This is a genomic window from Acutalibacter sp. 1XD8-33 (assembly GCF_003612555.1).
In the GTDB taxonomy this organism is placed as follows: domain Bacteria; phylum Bacillota; class Clostridia; order Oscillospirales; family Acutalibacteraceae; genus Acutalibacter.
Genome location: NZ_RAZF01000003.1, coordinates 28,247 through 46,904, shown reverse-complemented (window position 1 = coordinate 46,904; position 18,658 = coordinate 28,247). Strand labels below are relative to the sequence as shown.

Here is an 18,658-nt window from a genome sequence, read left to right as displayed (position 1 = left end):
GAGAAAATCTCTGAAAGGAGCTTCCCTATGACATCTCAAAAGCATCTTATCTGGAAAGAGTCCGAATATTCCTATCCTATGTCCGCCGGGTTCTCCCCTTTTCTCGTGAGCTACATCCATTCTAAAGGAACTCGCCCCGCTATGCTGGTGATTCCCGGCGGCGGCTACTGCTTTGTCTCCCCCACAGAGGCCGAGCCCGTGGCTATGGAATTCTATGAAGCGGGCTATAATGCCTTTGTCCTCACCTACACGGTCAACCCCCTGATGAACGCGCCCTTGAAGGACCAGCCCCTCCAGGATATTTCCCGGGCGGTCCGACTCATCCGGCGGAAGTCAAAAGAATTCTCCGTGCAACCGGACAAACTGGCTGTCTGCGGGTTCTCTGCCGGAGGCCATCTGGCCGCCAGCCTCTGCGTCCACTGGAAGGATGCCGGGGACCCCAATCCTGCCTACCAGGCTGTGTCCAACCGGCCGGACGCGGGCGTCCTCTGTTACCCGGTGATTACCTCCGGAGAATTTGCACACAGGGACTCCTTTACCGCCCTGCTGGGTAAGGACGCCTCAGAGGATGATCTTCGGTATATGAGCCTGGAAACCCAGGTGACTCCGGACACGCCCCCTTGTTTTCTCTGGCAGACTGCGGAGGACGGGGCTGTTCCCGTGGAAAACAGCTATTTCTTCGCACAGGCCTGCAAAAAGGCCGGGGTGGACTTTGCCCACCATGTATTTACCAAGGGCCAGCACGGCCTCTCCCTGGCCAATGCCAACTGGCTGGCTGGGCGGCATGGGGCGGATTACGCCATGGCCCAGGTCGCGGCCTTGCGGGAAGCGGTTCGGGCGGGGAGGATTCCCGGTATACAGCCCGACGCCATGGAAGGATACTTTACGCCGCCCCAGGATGTGGGCCCAGCCTATCGGGCGGAGCTGGAAAAGGCCTGTAGGCAGGTGAAAGTGTGGCCAAAGCTGGCGGAGGCCTGGCTGGGAGAGATTCTGGAGCTGAATCAATAGCCCCACAAATGTACATAAGCACAAAAAGAGAGCCCCTCTGAAGCCTGGTTCAAACCAGGCACGAGAGGCTCTCTTTTCATTTGGCCCCGTTCTCAGACGCGCACGTCAAAGGTATAGGGGCTGGGGGGCAGCATCCGCTGGAGCTCCTGGCTGGCCAGCTCCTGGGTATCTTTCATGGCCCGTTTGGTGAGGGCCAGGGAATACTCGGTGGACAGCTGCGCCTTACTGTAGTCCATGTCGGTAGCGCCTACGGCATTGGTAATCTCCATAGTATCAGCCTCCTTGTTGATTACTGAGAGCCGCTATCTATGGTCTAAAAGCCCATTCATACCGGGTGTCTTAGCCATTGATACAGCCTTCTTCTATAGAATATCACGATTTCTCCCGGTTGTCAATGGGCGCGGCGCCCGGCTCTCAAAATAGGGCTTGACTTTTCTTGCTTCCCATGATATGCTAAATAAGCCGCATACTGCGGGTTTTTAAGAGGAGCCGGTGTGGTCCGGACCCGCCCGAGGTAGCGAGATTAGAATAAAAGGCAGGAAATCAGATGTTTGCAATCATTGAAACAGGCGGAAAGCAGTACAAGGTCCAGTATGGCGATGTGATCTTTGTAGAGAAGCTGAACGCGGGGGAAAACGACACGGTAGAGTTTCCGGTAGTGGCGGTTTTCGGCGAGGGTGAGCCCAAGCTGGGCAGCCCCTATGTCCAGGGCGCTTCTGTAACCGGCAAGGTGGTCAAGAACGGCAAGGCCAAGAAGATCACGGTGTTTACCTATAAGCCCAAGAAGAATTCCAAACGGAAGATGGGCCACCGCCAGCCCTATACCAAGGTACAGATTGAGGCGGTTAAGGCCTAAGTGATTACTGTGGACTTTCTCACCCCGCCGGAGGGCCGGCTTTTGGGATTTCGCGTAGAGGGCCATGCGGGATGGGGGAAAGAGGGTTCGGATATTGTATGCGCGGCGGTATCCTCGGCAGTATATCTTGTGGCGAATACCGTCACGGAAGTGTTGGCGGTGACGCCGCTGTCTCTGCGGGCAGAGGAGGGAGAATTCTTCCTCCGCCTGGAACCCAGGGACGAGCCTCTCTGCCGCAGTCTGATGCAGGGGCTCAAGCTCCATCTCTCCCAGCTGGAGGAACAGTATCCGGAATACGTGAACGTGAGTTATATGGAAATCTGAAGGAAACAAATATTTTATTGAAAGGATGGCAACAATCATGCTGAAACTCAATATACAGCTTTTTGCGCATAAGAAAGGTATGGGCTCCACCAAGAACGGCCGGGACTCTGAGTCTAAGCGCCTGGGCGTGAAGCGGGCCGACGGCCAGTTTGTGCTGGCAGGAAATATTCTCGTGAAGCAGCGGGGCACCAAGATCCATCCCGGAACCAATGTGGGCAAGGGCAAGGACGACACCCTGTTCGCCTTGGTAGACGGCAAGGTGCGTTTTGAGCGTATGGGCGCGGACCGCAAGAAGGTCAGCGTGTACACCGCTGAGTAAGAACCTGTGTTCTAGGCAGGCGGCACCAATCGGTTTGAATGGAGAGCTTCTTCGGGCAGTGTCTGAGGGAGCTTTTCTTTTGGAAGAAGGGGGAATCTCTATGAACAGACTATACATTGTGGAGGGCCCGCCCTGTTCCGGCAAGAGCACCGTCTCCCGGCAAATGGCGGGTTGGCTGGCCAAAGGCGGCAAAAAAGTGGTATACGTGGACGAGGGCGGCGGGGACCATCCCGCAGACTATGAGTTTCACGCCTACGTCCCGGAGGTGGAGATGTCCCGCCTTCCTCAGGAGGTGCGGGCTCGGGCCAGGGAGTGCGGCGAGCCCGGCAGGGGCGGCTGGATTCTGCCATTGGCGGCGTTCCGAGAGGCGGAGCTGGCCCCCCTTCTGCCCTACAAAATCTATGACGGCCTGCCCTGGGAAACCGAGCGGCCGCTGATGCTGGACAAGTGGGAGGCTTTTGCCAAAGGCGCGGAGCCGGACGCCGTCTATGTGTTTAACTGCGTCCTCCTGCAAAATCCCATGTGCGAAACCATGATGCGCTTCGGATTCTCCCAGGAGCGGTCCCTGGCCTATATTTCAGAGATCACAGAGCGGATCGCCTCTTTAGACCCGGCGGTGGTTTACCTGAAGAATGAGGATCTCGCCCAAACGGTGAGGAATACCGAGGGAGAGCGGCCCGGCTGGCTGGAGGCGGTGGTCGGGTATCACGTAAGCGGCAGGTATGGGAAAAGCATTCGGGCCCAGGGCTTTCCGGGTTATATCGCCTGCCTGGAAGAGCGCCAGCGCAGGGAGCTGGCTATTTTGGCAGGGCTGCCTGTCCGGAGCATTGTGATCGAAAACGCCCAGCGGGACTGGAGTGAAGCATGTGGCAGGATCCAGCGCTTTCTTGGACAATAGAACTTTGCGCGGAACAAATTTTGTGCGAAAAAAGGGAGGAAGAGAGGGAAGAATACAGATGGAAGCGAATGTAAGAATCCATACCCAAAGGCTGGTGATAGAGCCCTTTCGTCCCGCCTTTCTGGAGGACTATTATCGGGAATTCACGGCCGAGGTCACACAATACCAGTACCCGGACCCCTTCTCCGACCTGGAGGCCGCGAGGCGGGTGCTCTCCGGATTTCTGGAGGACATGGACCGGGGCGAAATGCTGGAGCTGGTCATTCTCAGCCGGGAGGGGGAGTTTCTGGGCAGCGCGGAGGTATTCGGTCTGCGGGAGGAGGCCCCGGAAATCGGGCTGTGGCTGAAACCCACCGTCCAGGGAAAGGGCTATGGCTATGAGGCCCTGCGGGCCGTTGTGGACTACCTGAATAGCCTGAAAAAGTACAGGTATTATATCTATGAGGCGGACGTGAGGAACGTTCCCAGCCTCCGCCTGGTAGAAAAGTTCCGGCACGAAAAGGGAGAGGGCCAAAAGGTCACCACAGAGAGGGGAAAGGAGCTGGTTTTGCAGTCCTACCGTGTTTTTGCGTAGGGCTGTCTCTCAGAAAGTATATTTTCTCGAATAAAACTGTGTAGCCTCCGTATAATTCTTAAAAAAAGTATACTTAAACCTAAGCAGCACGGATGAAAGAAACCGGCGGGATGTTGCATCCGCCGGCTCTTCCTATTATATAGCCTTTCTTTTAAGTGCGTTATCCTTCGTCATACAGACAGCCGAGACCAGCCGAGGCGCTTGGCGCTGAAAAAGCAAGGCCGGCCCAGCTTTCAGCATCGCGTGCGGGTCATGATATTCAGAATCGTCCGGTCCGTCTCTCGCATTCCCTCTTTCGCCAGCACGCCGATATTGGCAATCGTCTCGTCCACATTTCGGGTGACGATTCCGTCCCCGCTTTTGAATTCCTGGCTGGCAAGGTACATGTGATATCCCAGAATTCCCGCGTCCACGCTGGCCGCGATTTTTGCCGCGCAGGAGGGCTTGGCCCCATCACAGATAGTGCCGCTGATGATGGCCACCGCGTTCACAATGGTGTGGGCAATCGCCGCGAAGCTGCCGTCCAGTAAGTAGGCGATCCCCGCCCCGCAATAGGCGGAAAGCCTCCCGATGCCGCTCTTTTGCTGAATGGTCACCAGGTCGCTGACCAGGAGCGCCCGATGCAGCTTCTCCCGACTCGCCCCTAGATGGACCGCGTACCGGGCCAGGGGCACAGAGGCGGTCATTCCCTGGTTTCCCGAGCCGGAGAGAATCACCACCGGCATTTCGCAGCCGCTCATCCTGGCGTCGCTTCCGGCGGCAGCCCAGGCCTTGGCCTCGGTCTTGATGTCCGGCGCGTAGCCGTCCAGAAGTACCGAACCGATGTTAGCCCCCCAGTCCCCCCGCAGGCCCTCCTCCGCGATGGCCGTGTTATAGCTGAGCTGCTGCTCCAAAAGCGGGGAAATCTCCTCCAAGTCCGTCGTATCCGCAAAAGCCAGGATATCCGCCACATTCAGGCAGGCTTTGTCCGTCAGGCTGTCCTCGGGGGAGTCGGTGACAGGCCTCTCCAGCAGGACCTCTCCGTCCCGCTCCTCCCGGACGATATTGCTGTGGCTGTTGGCGATGTGTACCAGGGCGCTGTGCCCTTCCGCCCAGCCGGTGAGCCGGATGTCCAGCAGCCGCGACGTTTTTGCGTACACCACCTGGATGGGGGTATTCTGGGCATAGGCGGCAATTTCCCCGTGCTTTTCTTCCGGCGTTTGGGCGATTACCTGCAAAATACGTCCGGCATCCCCGGCGATAACTCCCGCCGCGACAGCCGCCGGGATGCCCTTCATCCCCCCGGTATTGGGTACGATCACGCTTTTCACGTTCTTGATAATATTTCCGGAAATCTCCGCCAGGATCCGCTCCGGCACAGCGCCCAGTACCTCCCGCAGCCGGGCCCCGCAATAGGCCAGGGCGATGGGCTCCGTGCAGCCGGTGGCGGGCACCAGTTCTTCCCGCAAAATAGAAATATAGGCGTTCTTTGTCTGTTCTGTCAGCATAATATCCCACTCCCTGTCTCTCGCGCTTAGAGTTCCGTCACAGCGTCCAGCTTTTCCCCGCAGGCCTCGATCTGCCGCCGGGAGCCCAGCACGCACACCGCGCCCTCCTTTGCCAGCCGCTCCACCTCCGGGGCCAGCCGCACCAGATCCTCCGGCTTCGTGGAGAGAATCTCTCGCCGCTCCCGGCACAGGTCCTCCTGGGTGATGCCCCGCCAATGGCGCATATCGGCGGTCTTGCCCCGCAGCCGGGGGGTGAGCAGGGGGTCGGAGTCCGCCACCGCGCCGATAATCATGCCCGTCAGATCCATCTCCCCGGCGTTCCGCAGAAAGTCCGCCGTGGCGGCGTAGCAGTCCAGGGTCCGGGCGGCGCTGGGGTCCCGGTAGGAGTAGAACCCGCCCAGGCCGCTGTTCCACAGGAGCATCCCCACGCCGTAGGCCCCTCCCTGGACCCGCACGGCGTTCCACAGGTACGCGAGGGACGCGGCCTTGCCCATGACACTGGCCTGTCCGGTTTTTGCGTGGGGGAGCGCGCCGCACAGCCCGGCAAAGGACACGTCCGCGGGCGCGGCGATGCCCTCCCGGCGGATGCCCCAGGGCCGGACCGCAGGCTCCTCCGGCATCCGGAAGGCCCCCTCCGGCAGGCGGGCGGAGAATGCGGCTCCGGCGGCGTCCTCCGCCTGGGGGTTGGAACTGGTGGCACTGAGGGTCAGCCGCTTTTTGCAGAAGATCCTCCCGGCCAGGGCCTCCAGCTCTTCGGCCAGGGCGGGGAATCTCTCCTCAAAATTCTGCTCCAGGTCCCGCAGCCAGTGGAAGTACTCCACGCCGCCGGTATGCTCCGCCACGACGCCCCCGGCGGAGCAGCAGGCCAGGGTTCGGTTCAGGGCGGTCATGTGCCCGGACATTACCAGCTGCTCGGCAAAAGCCGCCCGCTGCTGGCAGACCAGCTCCCGGACCCGCTTGGGGTCGTTCCACTTGGTCTCCCTCAGCAGCTCGCCCAGCAGCTCCAGGGCCTCCTGGAGCTTGCTGTCCAGAATGCTGCCAAAGGCGCACAGGAACGCCCGGCACCGGGCGGGGTCGTCTCTGTGCCCATAGGCTTCCACATGGAAGGCCATCTGCCCGAACAGGGACCGCATCTCCCGCTGCAGCCGGTCTAGGTCCCGGTTCTCCGTCTCCAGAGAGCCCAGCAGCCGGGCCAGAAACGCCGCCTGGGTCAGCTCCTGGGGGGAGAGGTCGTCCAGGGCGAAGTACAGGTTCAGGTAGCTGATGCCCCCCGTGGGCAGGGTGTGGCGCAGCAGGGGGATGCCATGGGTCTCTGCCTCCTCCAGGGGCAGGGGCTCCGGCTCTTTGGGGATCTCCTCCAGCTTCAGCATGGGGATAGTCGCCAGCTGCTCCGGGGTGTCCGGGGTATTCTGCCATAGCTCGATGGACTCCTGGCGCGCCCGGATTTTGGCCTCGTCCTCCGGGCTCCAGGTGGATTTCGCCGCCTCCAGCCGCTTGGCCTCCTCCTTCTGGCGCTCCTCCCCCAGGGTGTGGGAGGGCCGCATGAGCACCCGGCACTGGTGGCTGTTGTGGAGGAGTCCCCGCTCTAGCAGGGACTCGAAGTACCCCTGCTCCACCTTTGCCCGTAGGCCGTCGAAGAGGCCTCCCACCGAGAGATTCTCCTCCGGCGCGCCGCCATAGAGCCAGCTGTCCAGCACCTGCATCCCAAAGACCAGCCCCTGGGGCATCCGGCCGTAGTCCCGCTGCCGGGCCTGGAACTCCATATTGTCCAGGGTTGCCAGGATGCGCCGGTGGTCCAGGCCCTCTTCCGCCAGCCGGGCCAGCTCCCCGTGCATGGCCTCCATCACCTCAGAGGCCCGGCCGGCGTCCATATCCCGGGCCTCCAGCCAGATCCAGGGCTGCCGGACGCTCTCATACAGGCTGAACCGCGCCTCCTTGGCAAGGCCGCTCTCCAGAAGCCGCCGGGTTAGCGGGGCCTGATTGTCCCCGCAGAGCACGTCCGAGAGGACCTGCCAGGCTGTGGCCTCCTCCCGGTCCTCATAGGAGCAGACCACAAAGCCTTCCGCCAGCCGGGCCTTTTCCGCCGGGTCCTCCTGGGGGGAGAGCTCGTAGAAGACCTCCCCCTCTCCTCCGTCTACCGGCTGCTGAACGGGAATCTCCCCCGGCCCGGGCGCGGCCTGGTATTCCCCCAGATACTCCCGGTCCAGGATGCCCAGGATTTTCTCCATATCCAGGTCCCCGTCCAGGAAGAAATAGGCGTTGGAGGGGTGGTAGAGCCGCTTGTGGGCTGCGGCGAAGGCCTCGTAGGTGAGCTCTGGGATGTGCTCCGGGTGCCCGCCGGACTCGAACCGGTAGCAGGTGTCCGGGAAGAGGCGGCGATTCAGCTCGTACTCCATCAGGGAGTCCGGGGATGCGAAGGCGCCCTTCATCTCGTTGAACACCACGCCCTTATAGCTGGGCCGGCCGTTTTCGTCCAGCTCGTAGTGCCAGCCCTCCTGGCCGAAGATCTCCGGCTTCTGGTGGATCGCCGGGCGCAGGACCGCGTCCATATACACCCGCAGCAGGTTCACGAAGTCCTGGTCGTTCCGGGTGGAGAAGGGGTACATGGTCTTGTCCGGGAAGGTCATGGCGTTCAGGAAGGTATTGAGGGAGCTTTTCAGCAGCTCCACAAAGGGCTCCTTCACCGGGTACTTTTCCGAGCCGCAGAGCACAGAGTGCTCCAGAATGTGGAACACGCCGGTATCGTCCCAGGGCTGGGTCTGAAAGGCCACGGCGAAGGTCTTGTTCTCCTCCCTGCGGTCCAGCCAGACCAGTCTGGCCCCGGATTTCTCGTGCTTCATCTCATAGAGCACCGCCTCCAGCTCGTCCACCTTTTTGCTGGACAGAACGGTAAAATTGCAGATCGTTTTCTGTTTCATGGTTTTCCTCCCTGGGAATTTTCTCTTGGTTTTTCGGTATTTCTGCGGTATTGCCTTTATATCATTTTTCCGGCTGAGCCTCCCGGTCCACGCTGAAAAGATAGCCTGTGCCGCCCTGCTCCCAGCCCTGGAGGAACACCTCCGCCGTCCAATACTTGTGGGGATAGGGGATCAAAACCCCCTGCCCTAGTATGGCGTTCCGGGTCACGTCGTACATGGCGTCGCTGTCAAAGCCCTGGCGGCTGTGGAGGGCCTCCTGGCTCCCGGAAAACACTCCAAAGGCAAACTGGGAGAGAAAGGGCGGGCCCTCGGCTCCATTGTTTTCCGGCACAAGGTCGAAATAGGCAAAGCCCTCCGGAACCGGAGCCCCCGCCTGGAAGAACCTGCCCCAGAAGCCGTGCCAGGGCCCCACATCCACGCAAAGGCCGTAGTGGTGCATAAAGAAAAGATCATAGTCGAAGCCGCAGCGGTACTGATCCAGCCGGTCCAACTCCGCGAAAAGCTCCCTGCGGGCCTGGGGATTCTCCAAATCCTCCCCCTCCCGCCCCAGAAAACGGATGGCGGGAAGGGTACGGTAGCTCAGTCTCTCCAGCCGGATCCTCCACCACTCCGGGCATAAACAAGGTCCATTGAACGGCTGCGTCAGCGTCCTCGAGAAAATTCAAGTACCCTGTCACCTCTATAGCGTCCGTGCCATAGGAGCCGGTTTTTCCACCGGCAATCCGGGCCCGCAAACTGTGGCTTTCCATGGCGGCAGGGCTAGCCAGCATCTGCCGGACGGCCTCTTTCAGCTGCGGATCTGGCAATTCGCCCTCTAGGGTCCGGTCAAAAGCATCCAAAGCGGGAAAAACCGCCGGATTGACCAGCTCCGGGAGCTCCATCTCCTGAAGGATGCGGCGGAATCCGGCGTTCTGCTCCCGAAAGCGGCCGATCAGGCCGTTCGCCAGCTGACCCCAGCTTCCGACGAGATTTCCCCCGGACCAGGACGGATCGTCCAGCACCCAATCCTTCAGGCTGTCGAAGGCGTTGGGGTTTTTCCCTCTGGCCTCCCTGGACCAGTCCACCAGTTCCTGATAGTTTTCCTCGCTGGTATGCCCCTCTGCCCGGGAAAAGTCGAACCAGCAAAAGTTCTCCATGCGTTCTGACGTCATAGGGACGGTCCTCCCTTTAAGGTTAAGATTATATCTATTATACCAGATTTTTGGGGCAAGGCAAGAAAAACCTGAAAAAGCGGGAAAGCTGAGTGCGTGTTTTTTGGGGAGTAATACTGTGTGGCCTTCTCCGCAAAGAACGCGGCTACGGCAAGGTCGTGGGGCTCCGCGCCCCACACCCCCGCCAGCTTAAGACCAGCTGGACCGGTCGATGTTGTTCACTGTAGCATTCCAAGCTAACCATGGTAAAAGTTTCGTCCACCTTTTCAAAGGTGGTAGGGGTGGAGAGGGCAAAGCCCCCTCCCCGCCGGAGGCCACTCCGTATGACTCCCAACACTCAAAAAAAACAAAAAGCCCAGCCTCGCGAAGAGGCCGGGCCTTGCGCTTTTGCTATTCCTCTGTCTCGCTGCTCACCCCGCCGCCTTCCAGGTCCTCCTCCAAGGGAGGCGGGGGCTCGTGGAGCTCGCTCTGGGTCATGAGGACCTCCTCACTGAGAAGCTGCTCCCCGCTGTTCTTGTCATAGGCCTTCACCGTCACCGGGCGGGTGGGGTCCAGGGCCACGTACAGGTCCGGGATGAGGATGAGGTAGGAGCTGTGCTCCGATCCCTGGAACCGGGTGCCGTCGTCCTCCGGGTCGTCGCAGGAGGTGCCCGTGGTCAGGTTGTAATACTCCCAATAGCGGAGCTTCTCGTTCCAGGAAGCATACTCCCCCGTATAGGCGGTATAAACTCTCTCGCCCTCCTGCCAGAACTCTGCCCTCAGGGCCCGCTTTTTGTCCCCGGTCATGATGCTCAGGGTGGGCTTGCTCTGGGAGAGGTGCAGCCGCTCCACCCCGTATTCTCCGGGGGCCAGGTCCTTCACCGCCTCCACGCCGCAGGCGTAGTCGTACACCGGCGGGGACTTCACGTCCTCCCCGCTTCCCAGCTCCGCCGTGCCGTTCTGGAAGTCCAGCAGGAACACCGCCTCGTGCTGGCCGGAGCCGTTTTTGTCGAAGAGGGACCACACCACCCGGCGGGTTTCGTCCTCCCGCAGGCCCGCGCACACGCTGACGCACCGCGCCACGCCGTTCTCCTCCAGGGTATATCCCCCCAGGGAGCCGATCCAGAGCCCGTCCTCAAAGCTGCTGACATCCGCGCCGGGATTCTGATATAGCTCCGCCGGATACTCCGCCACCACGCAGAGGGCCGTCTCCGAGGCCGTGGCGGAGACCAGCCGGACGCCGCCCATCTCCACGCCCTGGCAGTCGATCTCCCGCCGGGGCACCTCCTGCTTCTTCACCGTGAGGTCGAACTGGAAGGGGCTGCTGTTCACCGGGCCGATGCCGTAGGCGCTGATGCCGGAGAAGCCGATGGTCAGGTCCAGCTCCTCCTGGTCCCGGAATCGGTCCGGCACCCGGAAGGCCCGCTGCATCACGTATTCCCCCTGGCCCGCCGGGGTCCAGCTGGAGCTGTTCAGGTCGCAGTAGCCGTCCCCCCAGCTGCGGGGGTAGTCGATCTGGCCGTCCTCCAGGTGGGGGATCTGGGACTCCCCGTTGATGAGCACGTCGTAGCCGGGGCCGTTCAGGTCCCACACATGGTCGTAGCTCCCCCCCAGGTCGAACCGGAAGCCCACGAACACGTATTCCCCGTCGTAGTAGGCCTCCCGCATCCGGGCGGTGACGGGCTTCTCAAAGACGCCCCCCGCGGGCACGGTCTGGACCGTCCCCTCCTCCTCGGGGAGCTCCACCGCCCGCTCCGAGAGCCGGACCAGGGCCTCCCGGAAGTTCTGGCTCTCGCTGCCATAGACATTGCTGTTCACGGTGCGGAAGATGCTTCCCACCAGGGGCAGCTGTTCGGCCACGGCGGGGTTCAGGCTGTTCAGGCCCAGCAGCGTCCCGAACGCGATGGCTACGCTGGCTGCGGTGCATAGGCTCCGCCGGACCCAGGTGGGCATATGCCGTTTGGTAGGCAGGGCGTCGGGTAGTTCGGCATAGACCTGCCGCAGGCGGCTGTCCACAAGCTCCGGCACGGCGGGGAGCTCCAGCTCCTCCCGCAGGGCTCGCGTCATCTGATCCTCATTTCGCTTCACAGGGATTCCCCTCTCTTTCCAGATAAATTTTTTGCAGCCGCTGGCGGCTTCTCATGAGCCGGGTCTTGACGGTGTTCTCATTGGCCCCCAGCATCTTTGCGATCTCCCGGAGCTTGAATCCGTCCATATAGTGGAGAGTGAGCACCAGCCGGTCGTTCTCCGCCAGGGCGCAGAGGCTTTCTTGAATGTCCAGCACCTGGTCGCTGGGCTGGGTGCTGGAAGATTCCGGTTCGGGAAGCTGGTCCAGCGGCACATAGCGCCGTTTCTGCCGGAGAATATCGTAACAGTTGCAGATTAACGCCCGGGTCAGCCAAGTCTTGAAGTATTTGGGCTGGCGCAGGCGGCACAGCTGGGAAAAAGCCTCCACAACGGTTTCCGCCACAGCGTCGGCCACGTCCTCCCGGTCGTGGAGGATGGCCATGGCCGCCCGGGTCAGGGAGAGTTTGTGGGACTCCATCAACGCCACGAAAGCCTCCTTATCCCCGGACTGGGCCCGGCGCACCAGCTTTTCCGTGGAAATTGGCACAAGATCACTTCCTTTACAACATTTTGATTCCGTAAAAGCTCTTACAACTGTTAGGCGAAAGAAGGGGGAAAAAGGTTTCGGACTTTTAAAAAATATTGAAGATTCCATAAATTGGACAAGTGCCGCCGCTGTCTGTCCCGCAGAGGGGAAACGCCTTTTCATCAGCCAGGCGGGGAGGCAGCTGGCCCCTGAGCTAAAGAGCCTGTTCCGTATCTGGGCATATGCAGCGTTGCGCAGATACGGAGCAGACTCTAAGGAAGCAGGATCAGTTTTTCCGTGTAATCCCGCCCGCAGGGTTGGGGCCTGGGGCAGCAGAGGGCATAGAGATCGTCCGCCAGGACCTCTTGGGCGAAAACCTCCCGGACGGCGGGATCCAGCTTTTCCAGATCCTTAGGCCGAACCGCCAAAGGCAGTTTGGAGTCCAGCTGGCGGAGGACCTGTCTCCCCCGCTCCGTGACGGCTATGACCCGCAGATAGGGGGGGAGTTCCGGCAGGGGAGCCTGAAGCCCCAGAAACGCCGCCATCACCAGCCGCCGCACCCGGGCGTGGGAGGTCCGGCGGGACTTTGCCAGGGCGTAGAGCTCTGAAAGGGAGCCGGCCTGCCGCGCGGCCCTGTAGAGCCGGTTTTCCATGCCCTCGCTCAGGTCCGGCAGGCGGGAGAAGGCCTCCCGGGGCAGAGAGCGTAGCCGGCTGAGAATGGGCAGCTCCAGCCGCCGGGGTTCCGCCGGGCACCGGCCGGCCTTTAAGGAGCGCTCCAGGATTTCCCAGGCTTGTCCTGGAATCAGGGCCTCCAGGCTTCCTCCCTGAAAGAGAATTTCCCGCAGCTCTCCGGCGGAATAATAGGGGGCGGGCCCCGGAGCCTGAGAACGCGTTCCGGCCGGGAGGGGGCCCGCACCGGGAGCTTCCTGGGACCGGGCGCGGGGCTGGCCGGTCGGGAGGAATTTAGGCGCGTTCCCATCAAAGGAGCCGCCGCTGTGACCGGCCCCTTGGCGGAGGATGGGGATTGGGGCCAGGTCCAGGCCCTGCCGGAGGATGGCTTTGCGATATTCCACTCCCAGATTGGCGTTGGGCAGAGACAGAACCCGGGCGGCATCCTCTCCCAGAAGCCGGGCGGCGGCCCGCTGACGCCGGACGGCGAAATTTTTTTTGCCGGAATCCGCCTGGAGGAGGCGGGAAAATTCCGGGGAGAGCAGGGCGCGGGCCAGCCGGTCCAGCAGGGCGGCGTCCGGGGTTTCGCTGCCAAAGAGCAGCCCCCGGGCTCCCAGGGCCCCGGCCAGGGCCACCCCTCCGGCGGCGAAGCGCTCCGCCCCGGCACAGGCCCAGGATAGGGGGAGCTCTGCCACCAGGTCCGCGCCGCAGGAAAGAGCCATCCGGGCGCGGTCCCATTTATCCGCCATGGCGGGGGCCCCCCGCTGGACGAAATTGCCGCTCATAATGCAGCAGACCGCCCCTCCCAGGGCCCTTGCTTTTTCCAGAATCAGCCTGTGGCCGAAATGCAGGGGATCGAATTCACAAATGATTGCGAAAATCGGGATTTTCTGTAGCATTTTCTGGTAAACTCCTTGAATTTGCGAGAACAGTATAGTATAATATGTAAGGTGGTTACAAAATTGACATTTTTCAAAGCTTGTGGCGGAAAGCGGAGGAGCAAAGTCGCCATGACAGGGGGAGCTCTTTGGAGCGTCCCCAGGCCTCGCCGGGAATAGATCCGGCAGGAGTACATACTATTATACAAAAAAATGCACGGAAAGGAAAGACGTACATGAAAATTTTAGTCATCAACGCGGGCAGCTCTTCCCTGAAGTATCAGCTCATTGATATGGACGGGGAGAAGATGCTCTGCAAGGGCAACTGCGAGCGCATCGGTCTGGATGGAGGCATCTTCACCCACAAGACCGCCGACGGCCGGGAGCTCCATAAGGACGTGGATATGCCGGACCATACCGCCGCGTTCACTCAGGTAAAGGAAGCGCTGCTGGACCCGGAGAAGGGAGTGATCCACAGCCTGGACGAGGTAACGGCGATCGGGCACCGGGTGGTCCAGGGCGGGGCCATCTTCCACCAGTCCTGCTTGGTAGACGACAAGGTGATCGCCGATATTGAGAGCCTCATCCCCCTGGCTCCCCTGCACAACGGGGCCCATGTCCAGGGAATCCGGGCCTGCCGGAATCTCTTTGGGGAGAAAGTGCCCGAGGCCGTGGTGTTCGACACCTCCTTCCATGCCACCATGCCCCAGAAGGCCTATATGTATAATGTGCCCTATGAGTACTATGAGAAATACGCCGTGCGCCGCTACGGCGCCCATGGCACCTCCCACCGGTATGTGAGCGCCCGCTGCGCTCAGCTGATGGGCAAAGACCTGAAGGACCTGAAGATGATTACCTGCCATCTGGGGAACGGCTCCTCCATCACCGCCATTGACGGCGGCAAGGTGATTGACACCAGCATGGGCCTGACCCCTCTGGACGGCTTTATGATGGGCGGCCGCACCGGCGCGCTGGATCCCTCCGTGGTCACCTTTATCATGGAGAAAGAGGGGCTGTCTCCGGCGGAGATGGACCAGATTATGAATAAAAAGTCCGGCCTGCTGGGCATCTCCGGCGTCTCCAGCGACGACCGGGATGTGACCGCCGCCCGCAACGAGGGTAATCCCCGGGCAAAGCTGGCCCACGATATTCTGGAATATCAGATCAGCAAGTTTATCGGCGGCTACATGGTGGCCCTGGGCGGTTGCGACGCCATGGTGTTTACCGCCGGCGTGGGCGAGAACCAGTGGCACCACCGCTGGGAGGTCGGCAAATATCTGGAGTTCCTGGGCGTAAAGCTGGACGAGAAGCTGAACCAGGAGACTGTTCTGGGCAAGGAGGGCAAAATCTCCACGCCTGATTCCAAAATTGAGGTTTACGTGATTCCCACCAATGAGGAACTGGTTATTGCCAGGGATACTAAGGAACTGGTGGAAAAATTGTAAGAATCCATGTCCATGGCGAAAAACGCTATGACTTTGGATTCCGGAAGGCAGGGAGATTTTCTCTCGCGCCTGGGGTAAAATTTAGGTGAGAAAAGGCGGGGCGTCTGCGTGGGGCAGGCGCTCCGCCGGCTTTTGAGAAAGGTCGAGAAAAGGCGGACTCCCCTTTATATAGTATAGGAAGGTGGAAAAAGCCCCGGTTTACGGTGCAATATTTGGAAAATGACAGAAAAGATTGCAATTTTGTAACTTTTCCGCTATAATAGACGCAGCATAGTTTCATCCGGCGCGCTTTTTTGCCGGAATATTGCGACATTTCTGGAGGTACATAGAAGATTATGCTGAAACATATTATGAAGAATCTGATTTTGCCCCTGGGGCTGGCGGCGCTGACGGCTTTGCTGCCGGTGGTTTCCCTGGCGGCCCAGGGGCCAGAGGACGGAGCCGTCTCAGCGGCGGAAAACCTGGCGGATCCGGGAGAACAGGAGGAGACAGAGCCGCAGGAACCAGAGGGGTCCGAGGAGGCGGAGCTTCCGGAAACTTCTGAGCCCGGCGGCATTCTGGACTCTGAGGATGTCCTGGATCCTGAAAGGGGAGAGGAGCCTGTTCCCTCTCCCCAGCCTGGGGAGGATTTGGAGCCGGATGAAAACGGCTTTTTGGAGACGGAGGCTGAAGTGGACGATTCTCAGCCCATGACCTATGCCCAGGCGGTGGGTGCCCTCAAGACCGGCACCCACGACACCTATATGTCCGGGTACTCCGGCAAGCTCTTCAAACCGGAGAACTTCATCACCCGGGCGGAGGTATGCCAGATGCTCTATAATCTGCTGAAGGAGCTCCCCGAGGGCGGAACGAGCAGCTTCAGCGATGTGCGCAAGGGTACAGATTGGTTCGAACCAGCGGTGACCGCTCTATGCGGCCTGGGTGTGATCTCCGGCTACAGCGACGGCACCTTCCGGCCGAACCGCTATATCACCCGGGCGGAGTTCGTGAAGATCCTGGGCAGGTGCTTTCCCGCCGGGGAGGGGGACGTGGCCTTCTCCGACGTGCCAGAGGATCATTTCGCCTATCAGGACATCGCCTCCGCCTTGGCAAAGGGCTGGCTTTCTGGTTACGCCGACGGTACTTTCAAGCCGGATAACAACATCAAGCGCTGCGAGGCCGCCAAGGTGATGAACATCGCTCTGGAGCGCAAGGGAGACGGCTATGCCGCCGACCGGGACACCCAGGAGTTCCGGGACGTGCCGAAAACCCACTGGGCCTTTCTGGATATCGCTGAGGCGGCGGATCCTTTGAACGAGCCGGATCCGCCCCCGGACGAGCTGCCAAACGGCATCCGGGTAGGCTCCACCGTGAGGGTGAACGCGGAGACCGGCCTGAATATCCGCAAAGCCCCGGTGGATGGCGCGGTGATCACCGCTGTGGTAAACGGCACCCTTCTCACCGTGACGGATATCTCCCAGAACCCTTGGCTGGGGGTGCGCACAGCCAGCGGCATTACCGGATATTCCCATGCGGACTATCTGGTAAAGTACACCGGCGGGGGGAATACAAGCCAAACGGGTACTCTCTCTCACAGCACACTGAGCCTGCGTCAGTATGCCAGCGCCCTTCTGGACGTGAAGGTGGATAACGGCGTGAGCAGCATGAAGTGGGTTTCCAGCAACGAAGCCGTGGCCAAGGTGGGATATGCTATCAATTATAACTCCAAAGAACAGAGCGCGGTGGTTTACGCCGGGGGCCAGGGCACGGCAGTGCTCTCCCTGCGGAATTCTTCGGGTAAGGAGCTGGCCAGCTGTACAGTAACGGTTACAGGGCCCCAGGCGGTGCGCTCGGCCTATGGAGAGGGGAACATCGTCCCCCTGAACCAGGAGTTCGATCTGGTGGCAGTGACGGATACCAGCCGGGATGAGGTGCGTTTTGACATCACCGGCGGTCCGGCCTCCGGTAGCTACACCTCCAGCGCCTACACAGAGGAATCCGCTGTTTCCAAGCACGGCCTGCCCACCAACACGGTGCGGGTGTTCCGGCGGACGGTGAAATTCTCCATGGCGGGCGTCTATACCCTACGGGTCTATTCCGCCCGAAACGGTGCCTATGACAGCGAGTCCTGCCAGTTTACGGTGCAGGTGACCCAGGCGGCCAGCGTTACCGCTACCAGCAACGACAGCCGCCGGGTGAGCGGGCGGATGATTTATCAGCTAAAGGATTTTGAGGGCTATGTGGCTGAGATTGAGGACGACAACGTGACTTCGGGCAATCCCACCGTGGGCTATGGCAAGGTGATGCACGCGGGCGAGATGTTCTACAATAATATGACCCGCACAGAGGCTTTTGCCAAGCTGACGGAGACGGTAAATGACGACATATACGCGGCGGCGGCGGAGAATTTCCGCAAGGAGTACGGAATCAGGATGAGCCAGGCCCAATTCGACGCCCTGGTGAGCTTGGCCTATAACTGTGGTACCGGCGTGTTCAGTACCAGCCGCTATGAAACCCCCAACATCATTCTGAACATGGTGACGCCGCCTACGGACTGTTCCGCGAACAAGCCCTATTCCGGCACGCTGAACGTGACAAAGGCAAAGCTCTATGCCCAGCCCGACTATAACAGCACCCTGCTGGTTGAGGTACCCAAGGGAACGGCGGTGAGCGTGACGGAGATCAAGGTGAACCGTAGCGCCACAAAGCAGGAGGTCTGGTATAAGCTCTCCTATGGCGGCAAGACTGGTTGGATGGCCTCAGGGTATGTAAAGCTCAACGGGAATTTCACCCGGGATTTGGCCTATGCCGATACCACCTCCCTGGCCAATGAGTTCCTCCAGTGGCACAGGTCCGGCGGCTCCTGTACGCCCGGGCTCCTGTACCGGCGGCTGGCGGAGTGCAAGATCTTCTTCTTCGGCAACTATGACGAAGGCAAGGTGGACGGCGTGGAAACGCCCAACTACCGGAAGAACACCTACAAGTTCCGGTATCCGCCCTGCTGCGCCCATCTAGGAAAATAAGAACCTGTATTCATAACCGAAGTTGCCGGATGAGCAAGAGCTCTTGAGTTCTGAATTTTTGGGGCTGCTCAAGGCAAATTTGTGAAGGCATCCTTGCCGTATGGCAAGCAAATTTAACGCGGAGCAACCCGAAAAAAGCCGCTCAGACGGTGATTGCAGGTTTTGAATACAGGTTCTAAAGAAGCGGCCCTTTTCCGGCCCTTCGAAAGGATCCTCGGAGGCGACTCTCCGGGGGTCCTTCCGTCTTTTATGCACGAAAAATTCCCCAGGGCATAGGATGGATAGGGGCTTTTGGGGGTTTAAAAGCATAGTTTTTTAAGAGTAATACTGTGTGGCCTTTATGCGCACAGAAGAGTTCGCAAGCGAACTCTCGCGCATTCCGGCAAGGTCGTGGAGCTCTGCTCCACACCTCGCAAGGGGCCTGTCTCGCCTGCCGGCTCGGTCGGGTCAGAACAATCGCCACTGGCGATTTTCCCCGCCCCTTGACTGCGCAACATGTCCGGATTTATCCCACACAGCTAGCTAGGGAAAAGTTTGGATCAAAAACTTTTAACCTG

The 18,658-nt window shown here is 60.3% G+C and carries 16 protein-coding genes; 8 read left to right on the top strand and 8 right to left on the bottom strand.

The window, feature by feature from the left end; genetic code table 11:
• Positions 1 to 27: 27 nt before the first annotated feature.
• Positions 28 to 1,008, top strand: coding sequence for an alpha/beta hydrolase (locus tag D7X94_RS03405; RefSeq protein WP_120426298.1), 981 nt, complete (start codon positions 28 to 30; stop codon positions 1,006 to 1,008).
• Between the two features lie 92 nt (positions 1,009 to 1,100).
• Here D7X94_RS03405 and D7X94_RS03400 read toward each other — a convergent pair whose 3' ends face one another.
• Positions 1,101 to 1,277 carry a putative motility protein gene (locus D7X94_RS03400; protein WP_120426297.1) on the bottom strand — a complete coding sequence of 59 codons (177 nt, stop codon included), beginning with the start codon at positions 1,275 to 1,277 and terminating at the stop codon, positions 1,101 to 1,103.
• Positions 1,278 to 1,555: 278 nt separating this feature from the next.
• Here D7X94_RS03400 and rplU point away from each other — a divergent pair, with 278 nt between their 5' ends.
• The 5 genes from rplU to D7X94_RS03375 all read left to right on the top strand — a co-directional run bounded on the left by rplU (position 1,556) and on the right by D7X94_RS03375 (position 3,979).
• Positions 1,556 to 1,864 carry a 50S ribosomal protein L21 gene (gene rplU / locus D7X94_RS03395; RefSeq protein WP_120426296.1) on the top strand — a complete coding sequence of 103 codons (309 nt, stop codon included), beginning with the start codon at positions 1,556 to 1,558 and terminating at the stop codon, positions 1,862 to 1,864.
• Entirely contained in the window at positions 1,865 to 2,188 is a 324-nt protein-coding gene (locus D7X94_RS03390) for a ribosomal-processing cysteine protease Prp (protein ID WP_120426295.1), read from the top strand.
• Between the two features lie 37 nt (positions 2,189 to 2,225).
• A complete protein-coding gene (gene rpmA, locus D7X94_RS03385) occupies positions 2,226 to 2,507 on the top strand; it encodes a 50S ribosomal protein L27 (protein WP_120426294.1) in 282 nt (93 codons plus the stop codon).
• Between the two features lie 100 nt (positions 2,508 to 2,607).
• On the top strand, positions 2,608 to 3,405 hold the full coding sequence (locus D7X94_RS03380) for a hypothetical protein (RefSeq protein WP_120426293.1): 798 nt from the start codon (positions 2,608 to 2,610) through the stop codon (positions 3,403 to 3,405).
• A gap of 58 nt (positions 3,406 to 3,463) precedes the next feature.
• Positions 3,464 to 3,979, top strand: a complete 516-nt coding sequence (locus D7X94_RS03375; protein ID WP_120426292.1) for a GNAT family N-acetyltransferase — start codon at positions 3,464 to 3,466, stop codon at positions 3,977 to 3,979.
• A gap of 233 nt (positions 3,980 to 4,212) precedes the next feature.
• Here D7X94_RS03375 and D7X94_RS03370 read toward each other — a convergent pair whose 3' ends face one another.
• The 7 genes from D7X94_RS03370 to D7X94_RS03340 form a co-directional block, all read right to left on the bottom strand.
• Complete coding sequence (locus tag D7X94_RS03370; RefSeq protein ID WP_120426291.1) at positions 4,213 to 5,466, bottom strand: L-cysteine desulfidase family protein; 1,254 nt, start codon at positions 5,464 to 5,466, stop codon at positions 4,213 to 4,215.
• 26 nt (positions 5,467 to 5,492) lie between these two features.
• The gene (locus tag D7X94_RS03365; RefSeq protein WP_120426290.1) at positions 5,493 to 8,384 is read right to left on the bottom strand and encodes an insulinase family protein; all 2,892 of its coding nucleotides are present in this window, start codon (positions 8,382 to 8,384) and stop codon (positions 5,493 to 5,495) included.
• A gap of 61 nt (positions 8,385 to 8,445) precedes the next feature.
• Complete coding sequence (locus tag D7X94_RS03360; RefSeq protein ID WP_120426289.1) at positions 8,446 to 8,913, bottom strand: hypothetical protein; 468 nt, start codon at positions 8,911 to 8,913, stop codon at positions 8,446 to 8,448.
• Positions 8,834 to 9,535 (bottom strand): hypothetical protein, encoded by a 702-nt coding sequence (locus D7X94_RS03355; protein ID WP_120426288.1) that lies wholly within the window; start codon positions 9,533 to 9,535, stop codon positions 8,834 to 8,836. Before D7X94_RS03355 ends, D7X94_RS03360 begins: the two co-directional genes overlap by 80 nt.
• A 390-nt stretch (positions 9,536 to 9,925) precedes the next feature.
• Positions 9,926 to 11,602 carry a hypothetical protein gene (locus D7X94_RS03350; RefSeq protein WP_120426287.1) on the bottom strand — a complete coding sequence of 559 codons (1,677 nt, stop codon included), beginning with the start codon at positions 11,600 to 11,602 and terminating at the stop codon, positions 9,926 to 9,928.
• A complete protein-coding gene (locus D7X94_RS03345; protein ID WP_158590878.1) occupies positions 11,589 to 12,128 on the bottom strand; it encodes a sigma-70 family RNA polymerase sigma factor in 540 nt (179 codons plus the stop codon). The genes D7X94_RS03350 and D7X94_RS03345 overlap by 14 nt, the downstream gene beginning before the upstream one ends.
• Positions 12,129 to 12,379: 251 nt before the next feature.
• Positions 12,380 to 13,675: a nucleotidyltransferase family protein gene (locus D7X94_RS03340; protein WP_120426285.1), complete on the bottom strand. Its 1,296-nt coding sequence runs from the start codon at positions 13,673 to 13,675 to the stop codon at positions 12,380 to 12,382.
• A gap of 215 nt (positions 13,676 to 13,890) precedes the next feature.
• Between D7X94_RS03340 and D7X94_RS03335 the strand changes: the two genes are divergently transcribed.
• A complete protein-coding gene (locus D7X94_RS03335) occupies positions 13,891 to 15,099 on the top strand; it encodes an acetate/propionate family kinase (RefSeq protein WP_120426284.1) in 1,209 nt (402 codons plus the stop codon).
• 335 nt (positions 15,100 to 15,434) lie between these two features.
• Positions 15,435 to 18,101, top strand: coding sequence for an S-layer homology domain-containing protein (locus D7X94_RS03330; protein ID WP_120426283.1), 2,667 nt, complete (start codon positions 15,435 to 15,437; stop codon positions 18,099 to 18,101).
• Positions 18,102 to 18,658 lie beyond the last annotated feature (557 nt).

What these genes read in the sequence shown, in the direction of transcription:
- D7X94_RS03380 (WP_120426293.1), top strand. Translation starts at nt 2,608, where the DNA reads ATGAACAGACTATACATTGTGGAGGGCCCGCCCTGTTCCGGCAAGAGC.
- D7X94_RS03405 (WP_120426298.1), top strand. Translation starts at nt 28, where the DNA reads ATGACATCTCAAAAGCATCTTATCTGGAAAGAGTCCGAATATTCCTAT.
- D7X94_RS03400 (WP_120426297.1), bottom strand. Translation starts at nt 1,277, where the DNA reads ATGGAGATTACCAATGCCGTAGGCGCTACCGACATGGACTACAGTAAG.
- D7X94_RS03340 (WP_120426285.1), bottom strand. Translation starts at nt 13,675, where the DNA reads ATGCTACAGAAAATCCCGATTTTCGCAATCATTTGTGAATTCGATCCC.
- D7X94_RS03365 (WP_120426290.1), bottom strand. Translation starts at nt 8,384, where the DNA reads ATGAAACAGAAAACGATCTGCAATTTTACCGTTCTGTCCAGCAAAAAG.
- D7X94_RS03355 (WP_120426288.1), bottom strand. Translation starts at nt 9,535, where the DNA reads ATGACGTCAGAACGCATGGAGAACTTTTGCTGGTTCGACTTTTCCCGG.
- rplU (WP_120426296.1), top strand. Translation starts at nt 1,556, where the DNA reads ATGTTTGCAATCATTGAAACAGGCGGAAAGCAGTACAAGGTCCAGTAT.
- D7X94_RS03375 (WP_120426292.1), top strand. Translation starts at nt 3,464, where the DNA reads ATGGAAGCGAATGTAAGAATCCATACCCAAAGGCTGGTGATAGAGCCC.
- D7X94_RS03335 (WP_120426284.1), top strand. Translation starts at nt 13,891, where the DNA reads ATGAAAATTTTAGTCATCAACGCGGGCAGCTCTTCCCTGAAGTATCAG.
- D7X94_RS03330 (WP_120426283.1), top strand. Translation starts at nt 15,435, where the DNA reads ATGCTGAAACATATTATGAAGAATCTGATTTTGCCCCTGGGGCTGGCG.
- D7X94_RS03370 (WP_120426291.1), bottom strand. Translation starts at nt 5,466, where the DNA reads ATGCTGACAGAACAGACAAAGAACGCCTATATTTCTATTTTGCGGGAA.
- rpmA (WP_120426294.1), top strand. Translation starts at nt 2,226, where the DNA reads ATGCTGAAACTCAATATACAGCTTTTTGCGCATAAGAAAGGTATGGGC.